21 protein-coding genes are annotated in these 20,470 nt (G+C 64.0%); 18 read left to right on the top strand and 3 right to left on the bottom strand.

Annotated features, from left to right (window positions below; translation table 11 throughout):
* The first annotated feature begins 56 nt into the window (after positions 1-56).
* The gene (locus tag EN869_RS24050; RefSeq protein WP_127229163.1) at positions 57-701 is read left to right on the top strand and encodes an NAD(P)H-dependent oxidoreductase; all 645 of its coding nucleotides are present in this window, start codon (positions 57-59) and stop codon (positions 699-701) included.
* Entirely contained in the window at positions 698-1,024 is a 327-nt protein-coding gene (locus tag EN869_RS24045) for a multidrug efflux SMR transporter (protein ID WP_127229164.1), read from the top strand. Before EN869_RS24050 ends, EN869_RS24045 begins: the two co-directional genes overlap by 4 nt.
* Before the next feature lie 34 nt (positions 1,025-1,058).
* Here the strand turns inward: EN869_RS24045 and EN869_RS24040 are convergent, their stop codons facing one another.
* Complete coding sequence (locus EN869_RS24040) at positions 1,059-2,078, bottom strand: LLM class flavin-dependent oxidoreductase (protein ID WP_127229165.1); 1,020 nt, start codon at positions 2,076-2,078, stop codon at positions 1,059-1,061.
* A 253-nt stretch (positions 2,079-2,331) separates the two neighbouring features.
* Between EN869_RS24040 and EN869_RS24035 the strand changes: the two genes are divergently transcribed.
* Together EN869_RS24035 and EN869_RS24030 are read left to right on the top strand one after the other, a co-directional pair.
* On the top strand, positions 2,332-3,072 hold the full coding sequence (locus EN869_RS24035; protein ID WP_127229166.1) for a COG4280 domain-containing protein: 741 nt from the start codon (positions 2,332-2,334) through the stop codon (positions 3,070-3,072).
* Positions 3,073-3,084: 12 nt separating this feature from the next.
* Positions 3,085-3,303, top strand: a complete 219-nt coding sequence (locus tag EN869_RS24030; protein ID WP_127229167.1) for a hypothetical protein — start codon at positions 3,085-3,087, stop codon at positions 3,301-3,303.
* Here the strand turns inward: EN869_RS24030 and EN869_RS24025 are convergent.
* The gene (locus tag EN869_RS24025; RefSeq protein WP_127229168.1) at positions 3,290-3,922 is read right to left on the bottom strand and encodes an isoprenylcysteine carboxylmethyltransferase family protein; all 633 of its coding nucleotides are present in this window, start codon (positions 3,920-3,922) and stop codon (positions 3,290-3,292) included. The two genes, EN869_RS24030 and EN869_RS24025, sit on opposite strands and share 14 nt — an antisense overlap.
* A gap of 230 nt (positions 3,923-4,152) precedes the next feature.
* Here EN869_RS24025 and EN869_RS24020 point away from each other — a divergent pair, with 230 nt between their 5' ends.
* From EN869_RS24020 to EN869_RS23980, 9 genes are all read left to right on the top strand, one after another.
* Complete coding sequence (locus tag EN869_RS24020) at positions 4,153-4,410, top strand: hypothetical protein (RefSeq protein ID WP_127229169.1); 258 nt, start codon at positions 4,153-4,155, stop codon at positions 4,408-4,410.
* Positions 4,411-4,435: 25 nt separating this feature from the next.
* On the top strand, positions 4,436-5,224 hold the full coding sequence (locus EN869_RS24015) for a hypothetical protein (protein WP_127229170.1): 789 nt from the start codon (positions 4,436-4,438) through the stop codon (positions 5,222-5,224).
* A gap of 190 nt (positions 5,225-5,414) precedes the next feature.
* Positions 5,415-6,092, top strand: a complete 678-nt coding sequence (locus EN869_RS24010; RefSeq protein ID WP_127229171.1) for a winged helix-turn-helix domain-containing protein — start codon at positions 5,415-5,417, stop codon at positions 6,090-6,092.
* Between the two features lie 45 nt (positions 6,093-6,137).
* Entirely contained in the window at positions 6,138-7,526 is a 1,389-nt protein-coding gene (locus tag EN869_RS24005; RefSeq protein WP_127229172.1) for a HAMP domain-containing sensor histidine kinase, read from the top strand.
* An 87-nt stretch (positions 7,527-7,613) separates the two neighbouring features.
* Positions 7,614-8,246: a hypothetical protein gene (locus tag EN869_RS24000; protein WP_245512364.1), complete on the top strand. Its 633-nt coding sequence runs from the start codon at positions 7,614-7,616 to the stop codon at positions 8,244-8,246.
* Position 8,247: 1 nt separating this feature from the next.
* A complete protein-coding gene (locus EN869_RS23995) occupies positions 8,248-8,910 on the top strand; it encodes an ABC transporter ATP-binding protein (RefSeq protein WP_127229173.1) in 663 nt (220 codons plus the stop codon).
* Positions 8,903-9,571 carry an ABC transporter ATP-binding protein gene (locus EN869_RS23990; RefSeq protein WP_127229174.1) on the top strand — a complete coding sequence of 223 codons (669 nt, stop codon included), beginning with the start codon at positions 8,903-8,905 and terminating at the stop codon, positions 9,569-9,571. Before EN869_RS23995 ends, EN869_RS23990 begins: the two co-directional genes overlap by 8 nt.
* On the top strand, positions 9,568-12,219 hold the full coding sequence (locus tag EN869_RS23985; RefSeq protein WP_127229175.1) for an ABC transporter permease: 2,652 nt from the start codon (positions 9,568-9,570) through the stop codon (positions 12,217-12,219). Before EN869_RS23990 ends, EN869_RS23985 begins: the two co-directional genes overlap by 4 nt.
* Positions 12,220-12,400: 181 nt before the next feature.
* Positions 12,401-12,655, top strand: a complete 255-nt coding sequence (locus EN869_RS23980; RefSeq protein ID WP_127229176.1) for a DUF1344 domain-containing protein — start codon at positions 12,401-12,403, stop codon at positions 12,653-12,655.
* A gap of 137 nt (positions 12,656-12,792) precedes the next feature.
* Here EN869_RS23980 and EN869_RS23975 read toward each other — a convergent pair whose 3' ends face one another.
* Positions 12,793-13,659: a helix-turn-helix domain-containing protein gene (locus tag EN869_RS23975; protein WP_127229177.1), complete on the bottom strand. Its 867-nt coding sequence runs from the start codon at positions 13,657-13,659 to the stop codon at positions 12,793-12,795.
* Positions 13,660-13,765: 106 nt separating this feature from the next.
* Here EN869_RS23975 and EN869_RS23970 point away from each other — a divergent pair, with 106 nt between their 5' ends.
* From EN869_RS23970 to EN869_RS23950, 5 genes are all read left to right on the top strand, one after another.
* A complete protein-coding gene (locus tag EN869_RS23970) occupies positions 13,766-15,034 on the top strand; it encodes an extracellular solute-binding protein (protein WP_127229178.1) in 1,269 nt (422 codons plus the stop codon).
* A gap of 180 nt (positions 15,035-15,214) precedes the next feature.
* Entirely contained in the window at positions 15,215-16,075 is an 861-nt protein-coding gene (locus EN869_RS23965) for a sugar ABC transporter permease (RefSeq protein ID WP_127229179.1), read from the top strand.
* Complete coding sequence (locus EN869_RS23960) at positions 16,072-16,908, top strand: carbohydrate ABC transporter permease (RefSeq protein ID WP_127229180.1); 837 nt, start codon at positions 16,072-16,074, stop codon at positions 16,906-16,908. Before EN869_RS23965 ends, EN869_RS23960 begins: the two co-directional genes overlap by 4 nt.
* A gap of 11 nt (positions 16,909-16,919) precedes the next feature.
* Complete coding sequence (ugpC, locus tag EN869_RS23955) at positions 16,920-18,005, top strand: sn-glycerol-3-phosphate ABC transporter ATP-binding protein UgpC (protein WP_127229181.1); 1,086 nt, start codon at positions 16,920-16,922, stop codon at positions 18,003-18,005.
* A 53-nt stretch (positions 18,006-18,058) separates the two neighbouring features.
* The gene (locus EN869_RS23950; protein ID WP_127229182.1) at positions 18,059-20,086 is read left to right on the top strand and encodes an aldo/keto reductase; all 2,028 of its coding nucleotides are present in this window, start codon (positions 18,059-18,061) and stop codon (positions 20,084-20,086) included.
* The last annotated feature ends 384 nt before the right edge of the window (positions 20,087-20,470 follow it).

Below are 20,470 nucleotides of genomic sequence, written 5' to 3'. Positions count from 1 at the left end.
ATCACCGCGAACATATATCGCGCATGACAGGCAGACCAGCCTGACCGGAGACAGACATGAGCCGCATCCTGCACATCGAAGCCTCGCCCCGCGCCGACCGCTCCTGGTCGAGCAAGGCCGCCAACAATTTCCTCGCGCAGCTGAAAGCACAGCGACCAAAGATCGACGTCGACCACTTCAACATTTGGACCGCGATCCTGCCGACCTTCGATGGCGCGGCGATCGATGCCAAATACGCCAAGCTCTCCGGCACGCCGCTGACCGACGCGCAGAGCCGCGCCTGGAAGTTGATCAGCCATTATGTGGCGCGGCTGGACGCCGCCGACGCGATCCTGATCTCGACGCCGATGTGGAATCTCGGCGTCCCTTACCGGCTGAAACACTTGTTCGACCTGGTGACGCAGCCCGGCCTGAGCTTTTCCTTCAACCCGGCGACCGGCTATTCGCCGCTGCTGCGCGCGCGGCCGACCGCCGTGCTGATGGCGACCTCCGGCGACTTCACCGAGGGCCCGAGCTACGGACGGCCGGATCTGGCGACGCCTTATCTCAGCACCGCGCTTGCCTTCATCGGCCTGAAGAACGTCGATATCGTCCACGTCTCGCCGACCATCGGCCAGCCGGAAGCCATGGAAGCCGGGGTCAGGCGAACCGAAGCCGAGCTGCAGCGCCTTGCCGCAAGCTTCGCGGAGCGCTTGTCATGAGCCAGTTCGTTGCATGGCTGCTGCTCGTCATCTCCGGCATCACCGACGTCGCCTGGGCGCTGGCCACCAAGAAATCGGCCGGGTTCACCGAGCCGCTCTGGGCCGCCGTCTCGCTGGTGCTTCTGGTCGTCTTCATCGCGCTTTTGACGAAGGCCCTGACCGTGCTGCCGCTCGGCACCGCCTATGCGGTTTGGACCGGCATCGGCGCCGTCGGCTCCCTGGCCGCCGGCATTGTGCTCTTCGGCGAAAGCACCGATGCCGTGCGGCTCACCTTCGCCGCGGTGACGATTCTCGGGGTGGTCGGGTTGAAGGTGAGTTCTTAGGGAAGGCGCGCGGCGCCTTCCCTGATGCGCACCCTCACCGCCAGCCCAGCGCCGGCGCGACATGCTTCAGGATCGACTGGATGACATGGGCGTTGTAGTCGACACCCAACTGATTGGGCACGGTGAGCAGCAGCGTGTCGGCCTCGGCGATCGCCTCATCCTCCTTGAGCTGCTCCACCAGCTTGTCCGGCTCGGCGGCATAGGTGCGGCCGAACACGGCGCGCTTCTCCGGCTCGATATAGCCGAAATGGTCCTCGCCCTCGCCGCCGCCGAAATAGGCGCGGTCCATGTCGTTGACCAGCGCAAAGATGCTGCGGCTGACCGAGACGCGCGGCTCCCTCGCATGGCCGGCTTCCTTCCAGGCGGCGCGATAGGCCTTGATCTGCTTGGCCTGTTGAACATGCAGCGGCTCGCCGCTCTCGTCGAATTTCAGCGTCGAGCTCTGCAGGTTCATACCGAGCTTGGCTGCCCAAACGGCGGTGGCGTCGGTGGCCGCGCCCCACCAAATGCGCTCGCGCAGGCCAGCCGAGAAGGGTTCAAGCCGCAGCAGGCCTGGCGGGTTGGGGAACATCGGCCGGGGATTGGGCTGGGCAAAGCCTTCGCCGCGTAGCAGGTCGAGAAAAATCTCCGAGTGCCGGCGCGCCATGTCGGCGTCGGTCTTGCCCTCTTCCGGCACATAGCCGAAATAGCGCCAGCCATCGATCACCTGCTCGGGCGAGCCGCGGCTGATTCCCAACTGCAAACGTCCGCCGGCAATCAGGTCCGCGGCGCCCGCATCCTCGGCCATATAGAGCGGGTTCTCGTAGCGCATGTCGATGACGGCGGTGCCAAGTTCGATACGCTTCGTCTTCGCGCCCGCGGCGGCCAGCAGCGGAAACGGCGAGGCGAGCTGCCGGGCGAAATGGTGGACGCGGAAATAGGCGCCGTCGGCGCCGAGCTCCTCGGCCGCGACCGCAAGGTCGATCGACTGCAGGAGCGCATCGGCGCCCGAGCGCGTGCCCGATTGCGGCGAGGGCGACCAATGCCCGAACGACAGAAAACCGATCTTCTTCATGTGCTCCGATCCAGCTTGTAGCGGTTCGCTGAACCGCGCAAATTCTTGTGTTGCTGCAGCAAATAGCCAGAGAGGTGCCGCGATACAACGGCCACCGAATGGATACAGACCGTCAATGAGTTCTTCGAAATGCTTGGTCCTGCCGTCGCCGTATGCGGAAGCCAGATAGGCTCATCTCCGGCATTCTCGCCGCCGCCGGAGCGCTGTATTGTTCCCGCCAGCCGATGATTCCCGAGCATTGGATGATGCCTGCATGCATGGCCTGACACCCATATTTTCCACCGTGACGGCCTCTTTCCTGGCGTCCTTCGTCGAGGTTGTCGAAGCCTTCACCATCGTGCTTGCCGTCGGCGTGACCCGCGGTTGGCGCCCGGCGTTGAGCGGCGCCGCCCTGGCGCTCGCGCTGCTGGCGGCGCTGGTGTTCGTTTTCGGACCGCTGCTGACGCTCGTTCCCATCACCGTCCTGCAATTCTTGGTCGGCGTGCTGCTGATTCTGTTCGGCATGCGCTGGCTGAGGAAAGCGATCCTGCGCAGCGCCGGCATCATTGCCTTGCGTGACGAGGAAAAGGCCTTCGCCAAGGAGACCGCCACCTTGCAGCGCCAGGCCGACGACCGCCGCGCCGACTATCTGGCGGCCGTCGCGTCGTTCAAGGCCGTGCTGCTCGAGGGCGTCGAAGTGGTGTTCATCGTCATTGCCGTCGGCGCCGCGCATGGGCAGACGCTCTATGCCAGCCTCGGCGCGCTTGCGGCTTTCATTCTGGTGGCGCTGATCGGCCTCGCCGTGCATCGTCCCTTGGCGCGCGTGCCGGAGAATGCACTGAAATTCATCGTCGGGCTGATGCTGACCAGCTTCGGCGTGTTCTGGACCGGCGAGGGCCTCGGGGCCGAATGGCCGGGCGAGGACCTCGCCCTGCTCGCCATCTTCGCCATCTTCGCCGCCGCGTCCTTCGCCATCGTGCGCTGGCTGCGCGGCGCCTACCCGGCACCCGCCTGAAGGAGTCGCTCGATGAATATGATCCGCGTCGTCCTCAAGGAACTCGTCGGCATGTTCGTCGACGACGGCAATCTGGCGCTGCTGGCGCTGGTCCTGATTGCGCTGGTCACGGCGGCAGTGAAGCTGATTGCGCTGCCGCCGCTGCTTGGCGGCTTCCTGCTTCTCGTCGGCTGCCTGGCGATTCTTCTGGACAGCGCGCGCCGCGCCGCGCGCGGCTCTAATAAACGGTGAAAAGCGTCGGCAGGTGGCCGCCGAGGCGGAAATATTCGACCGCCTCGATCACCGGAAACAGCGCCAGGAAATAGAGCCCGTCGCGGAACGTTCTGCGCAGCGCGCCCGTCGAAAACATCCACTGGTCCTCGTCGCGGTAAAGCAGCGGGTTCGGCCAGAAGCGCGGCGTGCGGTCGGCATAGGCTGCATAGACGGCGCCGAACTTGCCGGCAAGAAACTCCGCCTCCTTGCGCGCCGTGAAGCGGAAGACGAGGAAGCTTGCCGCGCCGAGTAAGGCCGCCGCCAGTACCGAGCCGAACATCAGCCCGATGCCGGCCGCGCCGACGGTCGAGAAGAAGTAAAGCGGGTTCTGGGTCATCGAGAAGGGGCCGGAAACGACCAGCTGGTCATTCTTCCTGCCGCCGACGAAGAGGATGCTCCACAGCCGGCCGAGGAAGCAGGTCAACACCATCACGAATCCGATCGTCTCCAAGGCTTCGTGCCCGTTCGATCCTTCGGCCAGCGCCGGCTTGCTGAACAGAAGCAGGATGACGGCAAGCACTGCAGCCACCTGCACGACGATCAGGCGCTTGTGCTGGTCGAACGCTTTCGGCGCCGCCTTGAGGGATGTGAAAGCCATTCTTTGTTACCGCTCCGGCGCCCGACAAGGACGCCAGGCTTCTCTAGCCCTTCCAAGGCGCGATGACGAGACCCGGCGGATTTTTTCGACCGACCTTACGAATTTGTAAGCATGCGGACAGGCTGCGGTGAGTTCGCCCGCCTAGCTTCACGATCGCCTCGCGGAATTTTGAGGCAACTCGAACAGGCGCCGAATTCCGGCCCCAACTTCAGGATCATCAGGATAAAGTCATGAACAAATTTGCCCTTGCTTGCGCCTTTGCCGCTACCGCGATCGCCGCTCCGTTGGCTTCAGCCGTTGCCGCCCCGACCCCTTGCGAGACCGTGTTGAAGGACCTGCGCGCCGCTGAAGCCACGGCGAAGCCCAGCGACGCCGACAAGAACAAGGTTTCCGAACTGGAGACGAAGGGCATCGAGCGCTGCAACGCCGACGACGACAAGCGCGCCGATGATTTCTTTGCCCAGGCCATGAAGGTTCTCGGCAAGTAATCCCCACCAACGACAGGATATCGCCATGACCTCGTCCGTCATCAAACGAGCCGTGCCCGCAATCAACCGGGTTCCGGAAGTCACACTCGATTTCTGGCTGATCAAGATCATGGCGGTGACCATGGGCGAAACGGCGGCCGACTATCTCGCCGTCAATCTCGGCCTCGGCCTCACCGTCACATCCTTGATCATGAGCGGCATCCTCATTGTCGCGCTTGTCCTGCAATTCGCGCAGAAGCGCTACGTGCCCTGGGCCTACTGGCTGGCCGTCGTGCTGATCAGCATCGTCGGCACCCTGGTCACCGACAACCTCGTCGACAATTTCGGCGTGCGGCTGGAGACGACGACGATCGTCTTCTCGGCCGTGCTGGCGGTGACCTTCGTGGCTTGGTACGCCAGCGAAAGGACCCTGTCGATCCACACCATCTTCACCACCAGGCGCGAGATCTTCTACTGGCTGGCGATCCTCTTCACCTTCTCGCTTGGCACCGCCGCCGGCGACCTGGTCGCCGAGCGCTTCGACATGGGTTATCTCACCACCGGCCTCATCTTTGGCGGCATCATCGCGGCGATAACGCTTGCCTGGTTCTTCCTCGGCCTGAACGGCATCCTCGCCTTCTGGCTCGCCTATATCCTGACCCGGCCGTTCGGCGCCTCCTTCGGCGACCTGCTTTCGCAGCCGGTCGAATATGGCGGCATGGGCTTCGGCACCACCGTCACCAGCCTGACCTTCCTCGGCTCCATCCTGGTCATCGTTCTCTATATGACGCTGAGGAACATGATCGAGGAAGACGAACAGGCCCTCCTCGACTAGGATATGATGGCAAAAAGTGTGAGGCAGTTTCGGCTTCGTGCCTTATCTCTTGATTTAGAGCGCCTCTCGCAAAAATGTGTAGCGGTTTTCCGTCCGGAAATTCGTAAAAACAAAGAGATAGGCAACCAGCCAAGAAGAAGCCGCAGCCGGCGCTACCATGCGGCTGCGGCGGCAAGGACGGCACGGGGCAATGCGACTTCTGCTTGTTGAAGATGATCCAAGGACCGCCGACTATATCGTGCGCGGGCTGACCGAGGCCGGCCATGTCTGCGATCTCTTGCGCGACGGTCACGACGGCCTCTTCGCCGCGACCCGCGACGCCTATGACGTGATCGTCGCCGACCGCATGGTTCCCGGCCTTGACGGCCTGTCGATGATCAAGGCGGTGCGCGCCGCGGGCATCCACACGCCTGCCATCTTCCTGACCTCGATCGGCGGCGTCGACGACCGCGTCGAGGGCCTTGAGGCTGGCGGCGACGACTATCTGGTCAAGCCCTTCGCCTTTTCCGAGTTGCTTGCCCGCATCCATGCGCTCGGCCGCCGGCCGGCGGCGCAGGAGCAGAAGACGGCTTTGCGCGTCGCCGACCTCGAAATGGACCTGATCCAGCGCCGCGTGACCAGGCAGGGCCAGCTGATTGACCTGCAACCGCGTGAGTTCAGCCTGCTGGAAGTGCTGATGCGCGGCGAAGGCCGCGTCATCACCCGCACCATGCTGCTGGAGCGCGTCTGGGATTTTCATTTCGACCCCAAGACCAGCGTCGTCGAGACGCATATCAGCCGGCTAAGGGCCAAGGTCGACAGGCCCTTCGACGTTCCGCTGATTCACACCGTGCGCAACACCGGCTACAGCCTGCATGTTCCGGCCTGAGCCCGCATCCGCAATTGCCGGGCGATCGACCGCCTTCGCGATCGCATGAGCGAGACGCGCCCCAGCCTGCTGCGCAGCACGCCGTTCCGGCTGGCGCTGACCTTCGCCTTCCTGTTTCTGCTGGCTTTCATCCTGTCGGGCGCGATCGTCTATCAATTGATGAGCGCCTCGCTCGCCAGGCAGCTCGATCAGTCGATCAAGGAGACCTATTCGCTCATCGCCGCGACCTATGCCGAGAGCGACGAGGAGGATCTCATTACCACCGTCAGGGACCATGCCCAGTTCAGCCAGGACAAGGACCAGATCTTCTCCCTCACCGATCGGAACGGCAACCGCCTCGCCGGGGATTTCACTGCGTCCAGCCTTCCGGACGGCTTTTCCATGTTCGCCGCCAACCTACCGGGCGTGCCGCCCGACACCGAGTATCGCGCTTATTCGGGCGCGGTCGGCGGCAACCACCTGACGGTCGCCTTCTCGCTCTCGGAAACCGAGGAGCTCGAAACCATCGTATTGATGAGCTTCGGCTGGGCCACGCTCTTCATCACCGGCCTTGCCGTCGCCGGCGGCGCCGTGCTTGCCTCGCGCGTGCAGCGCCGCCTCGACGGTATCGCCAGCACCATGGTCGACGTCTCGCATGGGCGGCTCGACGCCCGCATCCCGCTGACCGGCAATGGCGACGACATCGATGCCGTGTCCGCCCAGGTCAATGCCGCGCTGGAGCGCCTGTCGGCCTTGGTCGACGGGATGCGCGAAGTGAGCGCCAACATCGCTCATGACCTCAAGACGCCACTCAACCGGCTGCAGATGATCCTGGAGCAGGCCGCCGACAAGACGGCGTCCGGCGAGGATGTCCTCACCGAACTGACCGACGCCCGCGCCGAAAGCCAGCAGATCAACAGCACCTTCGATGCGTTGCTGCGCATTGCCCAGATCGAGGCCGGCGCCCGCAAGGCGCGCTTCGTCGACCTCGATGTCGGCCCCGTGGTGGAAACCATCGGCGAGGTCTATGCCGACGTTGCCGAAGACGATGGAAAGGCGCTGTCCACCAAGATCGTTCCGGATACGAAATGCTATATTCACGGCGACCGGGACCTGCTGATGCAGATGCTGGCCAATCTGGTCGAGAACGCGCTCCGGCATTGCCCGCCGGGCACGGCAATCGAGCTTTCGGTGACCCGGGAAGGCAGCCACGTGCTCATCCATGTCCGCGACAATGGTCCAGGCGTTCCGGCCGAGGAACGCGAAAAAGTGTTCCGGCGGCTCTACCGGCTGGATGCGAGTCGAACGACCCCGGGCAGCGGCCTGGGCCTGAGCCTCGTCAAGGCGGTGGCCGACTTACATGGCGCGGCCATCGCGCTTGAAGACCGCAACCCCGGTCTGGGCGTGACCGTGAGCTTTCCAACGGCGAAGTCACCGGGCGGCCAAGCGATATAACTTTTTCGCGTCGATGCTATTGAACCTTACCGATCCGTATGGATGGGGCGACCTTCCCGTAAACTTGACACTTTATGATGCCATCATATGCCGCTCTATCGGAGGTCGCGTGTCATGATCTCTCGCCATTGGAAGGTCGGCTGGCTAGCATCGAGCCTTGCGCTGGGCGCATGCCTTTTTGCAACGGGCTTGCAAATTCCCCAGTCTGGCATCGGTCCGGCTTTCGCCGCCGAGAAAGCTGTCCCTGCGGAAAAGAATCCGCCGGGTGACATTCCCGATAGCCAGGTCTTTATCGACTACGTCTCACCGCAAGGCTTCACGCTGAAGGTACCGGAGGGTTGGGCGAGGTCTGATCGCCCCGACGGAGCCACCTTCGTCGACAAGCTTGATGGCGTCTCCGTCACGGTATCGAAGGCCGACGCCGCGCCCACCGCGGAGAGCGCCAAGACGGACTATGTGCCGAAGCTCGAGGCGGCCGGCAGGGCCGTCAAGGTGACCGCGATCAAGCAGGTCAAGCTGCCCGCCGGCCCTGCGATCCGTATCGTCTACACGTCCAACTCCGAGCCGAACGCCGTCACCAGCAAGCAAGTGCGTCTTGAAAACGAACGCTATCTCTATTTCAGGGCCGGTAAGTTGGTCACGCTCGATCTCTACGCGCCCAAGGGCGCCGACAACGTCGACCAGTGGCAACTGATGTCCAATTCATTCCGATGGAAGTAAAATGCACGCGCTGGAAGCGCATGAGCTCTACCGGTTCTTCCACATAGGCGACGACGAGACCGCCGCGCTGCGTGGCATCAGCTTTCATCTGTCGGCCGGCGAGATCGTTGCCCTGGTTGGACCGTCCGGCAGCGGCAAGTCCACGCTGTTGTCCTGCGTCACCGGGTTGGATGAACCCGACGGCGGCCATGTCGAGGTGGCCGGCATGCGCTTGACCCGTCGGTCGGAAACCGAGCGAACCCGCATCCGCGCCGCCAATTTCGGCATCCTTCCGCAGTCCGGGAACCTGTTTGGCCATCTCAATGTGGAACAGAACCTGCGCCTGCAGATGCAGCTGGCGGGGAAGTCGAACGAGATCCGGATTGGCGCCCTTCTGGAAAGCGTTGATCTTCGGCATCGTGCCCGGGCCTTTCCCACGGAACTCTCCGGCGGCGAGACGGCACGGGCCGGCCTTGCCGTGGCGCTCGCCGCGGATCCGCCGATCCTGGTTGCCGACGAGCCGACCGCCGAAGTCGACCGCGACACCGAACTGCGTTTGATCGCGCATTTCGAGGCGCGGCGCCGGGCCGGCCTGGCGACGTTGCTCGCCACCCACAGCCAGGCGCTTGCCCGCAAGGCGGACCGCATCATCGGCCTGAAGGACGGGAGGATCGACGATGAGTGACACGCTTGTCGTCGGCAAGCATCTCGGCCGCGACTTCCAGCGCGGCGTTGTCGCGCTTCGCGATGTCAATTGCAGAATCGCTTCCGACGCGCGGATCGCTGTGGTCGGGCCGTCCGGCAGCGGCAAGACGACCTTGCTGCATATACTTGGCGGGCTGGACAAGCCGACGTCCGGCACCGTCGAATGGCCCGGGCTCGGGCCATTCGAGGAGTTGAGGCCGCGCCATATCGGCCTGGTGTTCCAGACGCCCAGCCTGTTTCCGGCGCTTACCGTCGCTCAGAATGTCGGCCTGCCGCTGGTATTGGCCGGCGACCCCGGCTCCCCCGCGGCGGCCGCCGCGGTCTTGCTGGATTTGTTTGACCTCGGCGAGCTTCGCGACAAGCTGCCGGAGGAATTGTCCGGCGGACAATCGCAACGGATTGCGATGGCCCGAGCCCTCGTCATGAGGCCGAAGCTGATCCTGGCCGACGAGCCGACCGGACAGCTGGACAGCATCACGGCGCAGTTCTTCTTCGACATCATCATGGAACAGTTGGAGGGCACCGGCATCGCTCTGGTCGTGGCGACGCATGACGAGGCGGTGGCCGCCCGGATGGCGACCCGATGGACGATGGATAACGGCCGGCTGGTCTCCGAATGGCCAAGGCAGGACGCGGCATGATGCTTCTTCTGTGGATGCGCGGCATCCTCGCCCGCCGCTTCCCGCGTGTCGCCGGCGCCGCGGCTGGCGTCGCGGTGACGGTCGCGCTCCTGGCCGCCATGGTCCTTTTCCTCGCTAATGCCAGCGCCTCGATGACGGCCCGCGCGATCAGCGCAGTCCCGGTCGACTGGCAGGTTCAGGTGATTTCCGGCGCCGATCCGGAAGCGATCGGCAAGGCGATCGCCGAGGCAGCATCCGTCAAGGCCGCTCACCGCGTTCGCTATGCTGACGCGGCGGGTTTCGAAGCCTTGGCGGGCGGCACGACGCAGACCACCGGGCCGGGGCAGGTCATCGCCTTGGACGAAGGCTATTCCAAGGATTTTCCGGCGGAAATCCGCCTGCTTTCCGGCAGCGCAGACGGCGTTCTGGTGGCCCAGCAAACGGCGGCCAACCTTCATGTCCGCCCTGGCGACGCGGTGTCGATCAAGCGTATCGGCCTGCCGGCCGTGGAGGTCAAAATCGCCGGGGTCGTCGATCTGCCCGATGCTGATTCGTTGTTTCAGGCAGTAGGCTTGCCTGCCCAGGCCGCGCCGCAAGCGCCTCCGGACAACGTGCTCGTGCTTCCCTGGCCGGATTGGCAGCAGTTCTTCTCCCAGCAGGCGGAGCAGCGCCCGGACACGGTCCGGCTGCAATGGCACACGCGGCTGGACCATGCAGCCCTGCCATCCGATCCCGTCCAGGCCCATATCTTCGTCACCGGAGCGGCGCGCAATTTGGAGGCGAGGACCGTCGGCCAGGCCTTGGTTGCCGACAATCTCGGCTCCCGCCTCGCAGCCGTTCGCGAGGATGCGCTTTATGCTTCCGTGCTGTTCCTGTTCCTCGGGCTGCCAGGCGCGGCGCTGGCTATCGCGCTTACCTATGCCGTGACCTCGTCCGGCGAGCAGCGCCGGCGGATGGAGCAGGCGCTGCTTCGCGTTCGCGGCGCCACAACCCGCACGATCCTGTCGCTTTCAGCCGCCGAGGCGGCGGTCTCCGGCGTCGCCGGAGTTGCGCTCGGCATGGGCGGAGCCTTGCTTTTCAGTCCTGTTTCCACACTTGGCCGGTACGCAGCCCTTCGTGATCCATCCCTCCTTCTCGTCGCGCTGCTCGGCCTGCTGCTCGGGTTCGCCGCTCTCCTGCTGCCGGCCTGGCGCGATGCGCGCTGGACCACCGTCGACGCGGCGCGGCACGCCGTCACGCGGGCAAAGACGCCGCTCTGGCAACGCTTGCGGCTGGATTTGCTGCTGCTTGCCGGAGCCGGCCTTTCCTTCTGGTTATCGGCCAGCACTGGATACGAGATCGTCCTGGCGCCGGAAGGCGTGGCGGCGACCTCGGTCGACTACAAGGCTTTCATCGCCCCCGCGTTGCTCTGGATGGGCATGACGCTGCTGGTCATGCGGCTGTCGGGCATGATCATCGCGCACAACAGCGGACTGTTACGGGTGATCCTCACCCCGGTAGCGGGTCGTCTGACGCCGATCGTGTCGGCGGCACTATCGCGGCAGTCAGAGCGCCTGACGATCGGCATCGCTATGACCGCGCTGGCCGTCTCCTTCGCTGCTTCGACCGCTATTTTCAACACCACTTACAACGCCCAGGCGCGCGTCGACGCCGAGCTGACGAACGGATCCGACGTTACCATCTTCGGAAAGTCGGACAAACCGGCCGGCGCGCATCTGACGACCTTGACCGCGCTGACGGATGCGCTCGCCGTCGAGCCGATGCAGCATCGTTTTGCCTATGTGGGCGCGGATCTACAGGACCTCTACGGGATCGACCCCAAACGCATCGGGCGCGCCACAACCCTTTCCGACGCTTATTTCAGCGGCACCAGCGCCGAGGGCATGCTCGGCCAACTGGCCACCACGCCCGACGGCGTCCTGGTGTCGGAGGAGACCGTGCAGGATTTCCAGCTTCAGCAGGGCGATACGATCAATCTGCGGCTCCTCGATGCAAGAGACCATCAGTACCATCCGGTAGCCTTCAGATTTATCGGCGTCGTGCGCGAATTTCCGACGGCGCCGAAGGATTCCTTCCTTGTCGCCAACGCCGCCTACGTGGCCCGCATGACAGGGTCGGACGCTTCGGAATATGTGCTGATGCGAGCGAAAGGCAATCCTGCCGAATTGGCACGCCAGGTCGCTTCCGTGCTTGCTCCCTACCCCGCGTTGAAAGTCTCCGATATCGGTCAGGCCGCACATCTCATCGGATCGAGCCTTACCGCGGTTGACCTTCGCGGGTTGACGCGGATCGAGCTTGGATTTTCCGTGCTGATGGCCGCCGCTGCCGCCGGGCTGATGCTGGCTCTGGGATTCGCCGAGCGGCGCCGGGCCTTCGCAATCCTCGACGCCATAGGCGCCAGACCGCCGCAACTGGATGCCTTCCTATGGAGCGAGGGTCTCGTCATCATTATTGGTGGCGTGGTCTTCGGATTGTTCTCGGGAACACTGACCGCCTGGATGCTGGTGAAGCTGCTGACCGGCGTCTTCGATCCTCCGCCGCAGGCGCTGTCGGTGCCATGGCTCTATCTGGCGATCATGCTTGGCCTCCTCGTCGCATCCGTTGCCGCCGCCGTTCGGACCGCCAGGCCGTCCCCGGCGCTGACCGCCGAGCAATTGCGGGATCTGTGACAGCTCACACGGCGCTTACGCATTTGTAAGGCTACGGCCAACCTCTCGAAAACTTCCGGCCCTAAGCTTCGCTTCGCTTCATCCTGGCTCCGGGATTCGTGATCCGGCGGGGCTGGAGCGTTCCGGATTGAAGCCGCCCCCGGGCAACCGTCCTCGGCAGACGAGAGAAAGGAACCGAACGATGAAAAAATCCGTCATCACAGCAGCAATGATAATGGCGATCGCATCCGCCAACGTCGCCTACGCGAAGGCGACGACCGGCACGATCGCCAGCATCGACAAGAAAGGCGATTCGATCACGCTCTCCGACGGCAAGACGTTCTCCCTGCCGGAAGGCATTGAAGCCGAAACGTTGAAAGTCGGCGAGAAGGTCACGATCACCTACTCGACGAAGGCCGGCAAACTGGCGGCCTCGCGCATCCAGCCGGCCAAATAGGCGCGTTGCGGCCGGGAATCTGCGGCGGGGCCGGTCAATCACCGGGCCCGCCGACGAACCGCACCGCGGAACCAAAGCTTGGGCGGGGCCGCGTCGGAGGCGACGCAATACCGGCCTTTGCCTAAGCGAGACTCTGCCTATCTGACACCCGCCCGGCGGAAATCGGAGGGCGACATGCCGGCGAGCTTGCGGAACGATTTGTTGAAGGCGCTGAGCGAGCCGAAGCCCGATTCCATCGCGACCCTCAGCACATTGGCGTCCTCATGCATCAGAAGCGCCTGCGCATAGCTCAGGCGCAGAAGGTTGAGATACTCGTTGAGCGTCATCCCGGTCGATTTCTTGAACAGGCTCATCGCATATTTGGGATGGATGTCGGCGGCGCAGGCGATGGTCACGCAATCGATGTCGTAGAGGAAATTCTCGGCGATATAGTCGCACATGCGCCCGACATTGCGCGAGGATTGCTGGTCGAAGGCGCTGCCGGCGCCTTGCCCGGCCGCGGTTCCCGGCACCAGCCGGTAAGGCTCGAAGCGCACCCGCTCGAGCCGGAGCAGCAGCTCGCTGACGGCATGCTCGGTCCTGGCCGGATCGCCTGAGCGGGCATACTCGTTCCAGCGCTTGAAATTGTCGTTGTCCGATTGGTCGGTCGCGTTGGTCACCAGCGTCGCGCCGGTCATCAGCCGGTGGCGTATGTCGGCCGGCAGATGCAGGCGGAAAAAATGCACCAGCGGCAGATGCGCGCCGGCATAGATGGCGTCGTCGGAGAGGTCGTCCATCTGGTGCGGCAGGCCGCCCCAGAACAGGCACATCTCGCCGGCCGACAGCGAAATCTCGTGCTCGGCCATGCGGTAATGCACGCCGCCCTGCACGATGAAGTTCACCTCGACCTGGGCGTGCCAGTGCGGCTTCAGCATCACCAACGGGTGGTTGTGGAACATCTGCAGCATGAGCGGCAGTCCTTCGACGCTGCTCGCTCCGGGCTGGTAGAACGGACGCTCGGACATCTTACTTTCCGCCAACTTCTTATTCCCTCTGTCGGGGACAAGCCTTCCGCGCCGCATAGTCTAGCCACGCTCACAGCGAGAGAGCAAACGAATTGGGAGGATTTCAATGCGCACTACACTGACCTGCGCCGCGCTTTTGCTTGCCCTGGGTTCAGGCCCGGCGCTGGCGCAGTCCGGCGAGATCACCATCTGGAGCTGGAACATCGCCGCTTCGTCGCTGAAGTCGACGGTCGAGGGTTTCAACAAGAAATATCCCGACATCAAGGTCACCGTTCAGGACCTCGGTAACCAGCCGACCTATGACAAGTCGATCGCCGGCTGCGCCGCCGGCGGCGTCGGCCTGCCCGACATCGTCACGATCGAGAATGGCGAGGCCGAGAACTACTGGAGCCAGTTCCCGGACTGCTTCGTCGACCTGCACACGCTGGGCTACAGCGCCGAGGACCAGAAGAAATTCCCCGATTTCAAGCGCACCGAGCTCGAGGTCGGCGACAAGGCCTATGCCATGCCTTGGGATTCCGGCCCGGTTGCCGTCTTCTATCGCCGCGACTTCTACGAGAAGGCCGGCGTCGACCCCGCGACGATCAAGACCTGGGACGATTTCATCGCCGCCGGCAAGAAGATCCAGGCCGCCAATCCCGGCGTGTCGATGACCAATGCCGATTTCAACGGCGACACCGAATTCTTCCGCATGATCTCCAACGAGCAGGGCTGCGCCTATTTCGCCGAGGACGGCCAGTCGATCACCGTGGCGGAGCCGAAATGCGTCGACGCCATGACCAAGGTCAAGGAGATGAAGGACGCCGGTATCGTGTCGTCGGCAGACTGGTCGACCAAGATCACCAACAACACCGCCGGCACCGTCGCCACCCAGGTCTATGGCGGCTGGTACGAAGGCACGATCCGCACCGAATCGTCGAAGGAAAGCGGCAAATGGGGCGTCTATCTGATGCCGAGCCTGACCGCCGACGGCCCGCGCGCCGCCAATCTCGGCGGCTCGTCGCTGGCCATCACCTCGGCCTCGAAGAACAAGGAAGCGGCCTACGCCTATTTGAAATACACGCTGGAGACCAATGAGGGCCAGATCACCATGCTGAAGGATTTCGGCCTGGTGCCCTCGCTGGTCTCGGCGCTCGACGATCCTTACGTCGCGCAAGGTCAGGAATATTGGGGCGGCCAGCCGGTGTGGAAGGACATCCTCTCCACGCTGCCCAAGGTGGTACCGAGCCGCGGCACCCAGTTCCAGAGCGACGCCGAGATCATCGTCCGCGCGGTGCAGACCAAATATCTGGCCAATGGCTATCCCGACGCCAAGGCCGCGCTGGACGACGCCGCCAAGCAGATCGCCGCCGCCACCGGCCTGCCGGTGAAGTAGAGCGGCCTCCCCTTCTCCCCTTGTGGGAGAAGGTGGATTGGCGCGATAGCGCCAAGACGGATGAGGGGTGTTCCAGGGAATGCCAACGTCTCACTCCGCTGGAACACCCCTCATCCGGCCGCTTCGCGGCCACCCTCTCCCACAAGGGGAGAAGGGAAAGACAAAGAAAGGAGGAATTCGATGCGCACCCAGAACGCCACCGCGTACCGCTTCCTCACGCCTTACCTCTTGATCTTCGCCGTCTTCTGGATCTGGCCGATCATTTCCTCGTTCCTGATCTCCTTCCAGGCGACGCGCACCGTGCCGTGGCGCTTCGCGCCGGCCTTCAACTGGGGCCGCCTGATCGGCGACCCCGCCTTCTACAATGCGCTGAAGAACACGCTTCTGATCCTGGTCATCCAGGTGCCGGTGATGATTGCGCTGGCGATCGTCATGGCAGTGCTTCTGAACTCGCCGCTCTTGAAGGCGCGCGGCCTCTACCGCTTTGCCTTCTTCGCCCCGGTCGTGGTCGGCGAGGTCGCCTATTCGGCTGTCTTTCGCCTGATGTTCAGTCTCGATTTCGGTATCATCAACAAGCTGCTCAACAGCGTCGGCATCCCCAAGATCGACTGGTTCTCCAACGTCACGCCTGCCATGGCGCTGATCATGATCGCGGTGACCTGGCGCTGGGCCGGCTACAACGCCATCATCATCCTGGCCGGCCTGCAGTCTATCCCGGAGGATGTCTATGAAGCAGCGACGCTCGACCGCGTCAGCAAGGTGAAGCAGTTCTTCCACATCACACTGCCGCTCTTGAAGCCAGTCATCGTCTTTTGCGCCGTGCTGTCGATCATCGGCACCATGCAGCTCTTCACCGAGCCGTTCCTGATCACCGAGCGCGGCGGCCCCGGCGGCGGCACCGAGACGCTCGGGCTGCTGCTCTACCGTCAGGGTTTTCGGTCGCTCAATTTCGGCTACGCCTCGGCCGTCGCCTACACCATGGCGGGCCTCGCCATCGCCATCACCTTGGTGCAGCTCTGGCTGATGAGGGAGCCGAAATGACCTCGCGCTCGCAGGCAAGGCTCGGCCGCAGCATCCTGCTGCATCTTGTTCTGACGCCGCTGGCGCTGGTCTGGCTGTTTCCGCTGTGGATGATGGTGGTGTTCTCCACCATGCCCGACAACGGCATCTTCAGCCCCGGCATCGAGCTTCTGCCGCATGGCGGCTTCATCGACAATTTCAACAATCTGCAGCGCGACACCAATTTCGTCGGCGCCATCGGCATCTCGGTCTCGGTTGCCGTGACCTATACGATCCTTTCGGTGCTGCTCACCTCGATGGCCGGCTGGGCGCTGGCGCGTTACGAGTTCCACGGCAAGGGCGCGGTCGTCGCCATCATCTTCGGCACCATCACGCTTCCCTACGCGGTGGTGCTGATCCCGCAATTCATCATGGTGGCGCGCGACTTCGCTCTAGCCAACACCTGGATCGCGCTGATCGTGCCGCCGCTGTTCAATTCGCTCGGCGTGCTGTTCATGCGCCAGGCCTTCTCGATGATGCCGGCCGAGCTGTTCGACGCCGCACGCGTCGAAGGCGTCAAGGAATGGCGCATCTTCCTGTTCGTGGCGCTGCCGCTGGCGCGCCCGATGCTGGCGGCGCTGGCGATCATTCTCTTCCTCGCCTCGTGGAACAATTATCTCTGGCCGCTGCTGATCAACAGCCAGCCCGGCGCCATGACGGCACCGGTGGCGCTCGGCACCTTGATCGGCCTGACCAAGGTCTCCTGGGGCGGCATCATGGCCGGCGCGGTGATGCTGACAGTGCCGATGCTCATCGTCTTCGTGCTGTTGCAGCGTCATTTCATCGCCGGCATCGCCGCCGGCGCGGTCAAGTAGGAAGGAGCACAATGGCAGCCGTCACCCTCACCAATGTCGTCAAACGCTTCGGCGTCTTCGAAGTTGTCCATGGCGCCAACATCGACATCGCCGATGGCGAGTTTGTCGTCTTCGTCGGGCCGTCCGGCTGCGGCAAGTCCACGCTGCTCCGGATGATCGCCGGGTTGGAGGACATCAGCGGCGGCGACATCGCCATCGGCGGCAAGGTGATGAACGATGTCGAGGCGGCCGATCGCGGCATCGCCATGGTCTTCCAGTCCTACGCGCTCTACCCGCATATGACAGTGGAGCAGAACCTGTCCTTCGGGCTCCGCATGAACGGCAACCCGAAGGCCGACACCGAACGCCGGGTGAAACGCGCCGCCGAGATCCTGCGCATCGACGAATTGATGCAGCGCCGGCCGAAGCAATTGTCCGGCGGCCAGCGCCAGCGCGTCGCCATCGGCCGCGCCATCGTGCGCGAGCCGCAGGTTTTTCTCTTCGACGAGCCGCTGTCCAACCTCGACGCCGAGCTCAGGGTGCAGATGCGGGTCGAGATCTCGCGCCTGCACAAGGAGCTCGGCGTGACCATGATCTATGTGACGCATGACCAGACCGAGGCGATGACCCTGGCCGACCGCATCGTTGTGCTGAAGGCCGGTAATGTCGAGCAGATCGGCGCGCCGCTCGACCTCTATGACGACCCGGCCAACCGTTTCGTAGCCGGCTTCATCGGCTCGCCGAAGATGAATTTCCTCGGCGCCAAAGTCGTCGATACGTCAAACAGTGCCGCGATCATCGAGCTCGTCAACCATGGCGGCGCCAGGCTGCACAAGCCGCTCCGCGAAGCTTTTCCCGCCATCGGCGCCGAGGTCGTGCTCGGCGTCAGGCCGGAGCATTTCTTCGTAGCCGGCCAAGGCGATTGCGACATTCCGGTCAAGGCCGACGTCGCCGAGCATCTGGGTTCCGTGAGCTATGTCTACGCCAATGCCGGACCCGAGGAGCTGATCCTCGAGCGCGAAGCCTCGCGCCAGCGCGCCAGCGGCGATCATTTCACCGTTTCGATCAAGGCGGAACGCTCGCTGCTTTTCGACAAGGCGGGCGCACGGATCCGCTGACTTTCATTTCCGCCCGATCCCCAAGCGTGGCGGCGACCCATGGAGAATTCGACATGACATCTGGAAAAATCCGCTGGGGCATTCTCGGGCCCGGCAGCATCGCGAAATCCTTTGCCGGCGGCGTGGCGCAGTCGCGCACCGGCACGCTTGAGGCGCTCGGCGCCCGCAATCCCGCCAAGCCGGGGCTAGCCGGCACTTTCCCGGGCGCGCGCATCCTCGACGGCTACGAGGCGCTGCTGGCCGACGGCCAGGTCGACGCGGTCTATATTTCGATACCGCATCCCGGCCACGTCGAATGGGCGATCAAGGCCGCCGAGGCCGGCAAGCACGTCCTGTGCGAAAAGCCGCTGGCGCTCACCGCCTTCGAAGCCGACGCCGTGATGCACGCCGCGCGCAAGGCCGGCACCTTCCTCGGCGAAGCCTTCATGTATCGGCTGCATCCGCAGACACTGCAGCTGGTCGAGCTGATCAAATCCGGCGCCATCGGCGAAGTGCGCATGATCAAGTCGAGCTTCGGCTTTGCCATGCCGGACTTCATGCCCGAGCACCGGCTCTATGCCAACGATCTCGCCGGTGGCGGCATCCTCGATGTCGGCGGCTATCCGGCATCGATGGCGCGGCTGATCGCAGGCGCCGCGACCGGCCAGCCTTTTGCCGAGCCCGACAAGGTGTCGGGCGCCGCGCATCTCGGCCAGTCCGGCGTCGATGAATGGGCCTCGGCCTTGCTGCATTTCCCCAGCGGCATCGTCGCCGAAATCTCCTGCAGCATCTCGCTCGACCAGGACAATGTACTGCGCATTTTCGGCACCAAGGGCCGGATCGAGGTGCCCGATTTCTGGTTTGCCGGTGGCAACCGCGATGTCGGACCGGGCCGGATCGAATTGATCCGGTCCGGCGGCGCACGCGAGACGATCAGCCTTAACGAGACGCGTCACCTCTATTCTTTCGAGGTCGATGCCGCGGGCGAGGCGATCCTGGCCGGACGGCAGGAATTCGCCTGGCCGGGCATGTCGTGGGCCGACAGCCTCGGCACGCTGCGCGTCCTCGACAAGTGGCGCGCGGCGGTCGGGCTGGAATATGAGATCGAAAAGCCGGCTAAGCGGGTGAACACGCTCTCCGGGCGGCCGCTGCGCACCGATGGCGATACCGTCGGCAAGCGCGCCATTCCGGGCCTGCCGAAACCCGTTTCGCTTCTGGCGCTCGGCTTCGAGGATTTCCGCAGCTTCTCGTCCGGCTCGATCCTGCTCGATGCCTATTTCGAGGCCGGCGGCAATCTGTTCGACACCGGCTATGTCTATGGCGGCGGCTACACGGAGACGCTGCTCGGCCAATGGCTGAAGAATCGCGGAGTGCGCGAGCAGTCGGTCATCATCGCCAAGGGTGCGCATTCGCCGCTCTGTTACCCTGATGTGATCGGCAAGCAGCTGGCCCAGTCGCTCGACCGCCTGCAGACCGACCATGTCGACATCTATTTCATGCATCGCGACAATCCGGACGTGCCGGTCGGCGAATTCGTCGACGCGATGGACGCAGAGGCCAAGGCCGGCCGCATCCGCGGCCTGTTCGGCGGTTCCAACTGGACGATGGAGCGCATGGACGCGGCCGTTGCCTATGCCGAGAAGAACGGCAAGCAGAAGCCCGGCGCGCTCTCCAACAATTTCTCGCTGGCCGAGATGCTGGAACCGATCTGGGCCGGCTGCATCACCTCCTCTACCGACGCCTGGAAAGCCTGGCTGACAAAGCGCCAAATGCCGAACTTTGCCTGGTCGAGCCAGGGCCGCGGCTTCTTCACCGACCGCGCCGGCCGCGACAAGCAGGACAATGAGGAGCTGGTGCGGGTCTGGTATTCGGAAAAGAATTTTGGCCGCCGCGACCGCGCAATCGAATTGGCGCGCAAACTCGGCAAGAGCCCGATCCATGTCGCGCTGGCTTACGTTTTGGCGCAGCCCTTCCCCTCGGTGCCGCTGATCGGCCCGCGCACGCTGGACGAGCTGGAGGACAGCCTGAAGGCGCTTGATATCAAGCTGACGCCGGAGGATGTGGCGTGGCTGGATGAGGGGCCGGAGAGGAGGAGGGCGTAGGGGGTTAATTTGGGGTGCGAAAAACAGCCGCCTCATTCCTTCGCGCCCCCCTCTGGCCTGCCGGCCATCTCCCCCACTTGGGGGGAGATTAGCAGCTTCGGCGCCCCGCATATCTTGCCACGCCGGAGATTAGCGAAAGTCCGCGTGACATCTGATCTCCCCCCAAGTGGGCCTGTTGCACAGTCATCGCGACCTAGCGCGCGGAGCGGTTTGGCCGTGAGGTCTCGCTCTGTTTTGGCTCTTGGGGTGGAGTTTGGGGGTGGCGATGCGGCCTTAGGCCGGATGCTGGACGCACCTATGGCGTGATGGCGGCCCATCGGCGCATGTTGAAGGCGATCGCTGCCATCGTCACTTGGGCTGCGGCCTTGGCCAGTCCGACATAGC

The organism is Mesorhizobium sp. M2D.F.Ca.ET.226.01.1.1 (genome assembly GCF_004022705.2).
GTDB lineage: Bacteria > Pseudomonadota > Alphaproteobacteria > Rhizobiales > Rhizobiaceae > Mesorhizobium.
Note: the sequence above shows the minus strand (reverse complement) of the source record. Positions and strands in the feature narration are given on the sequence as shown.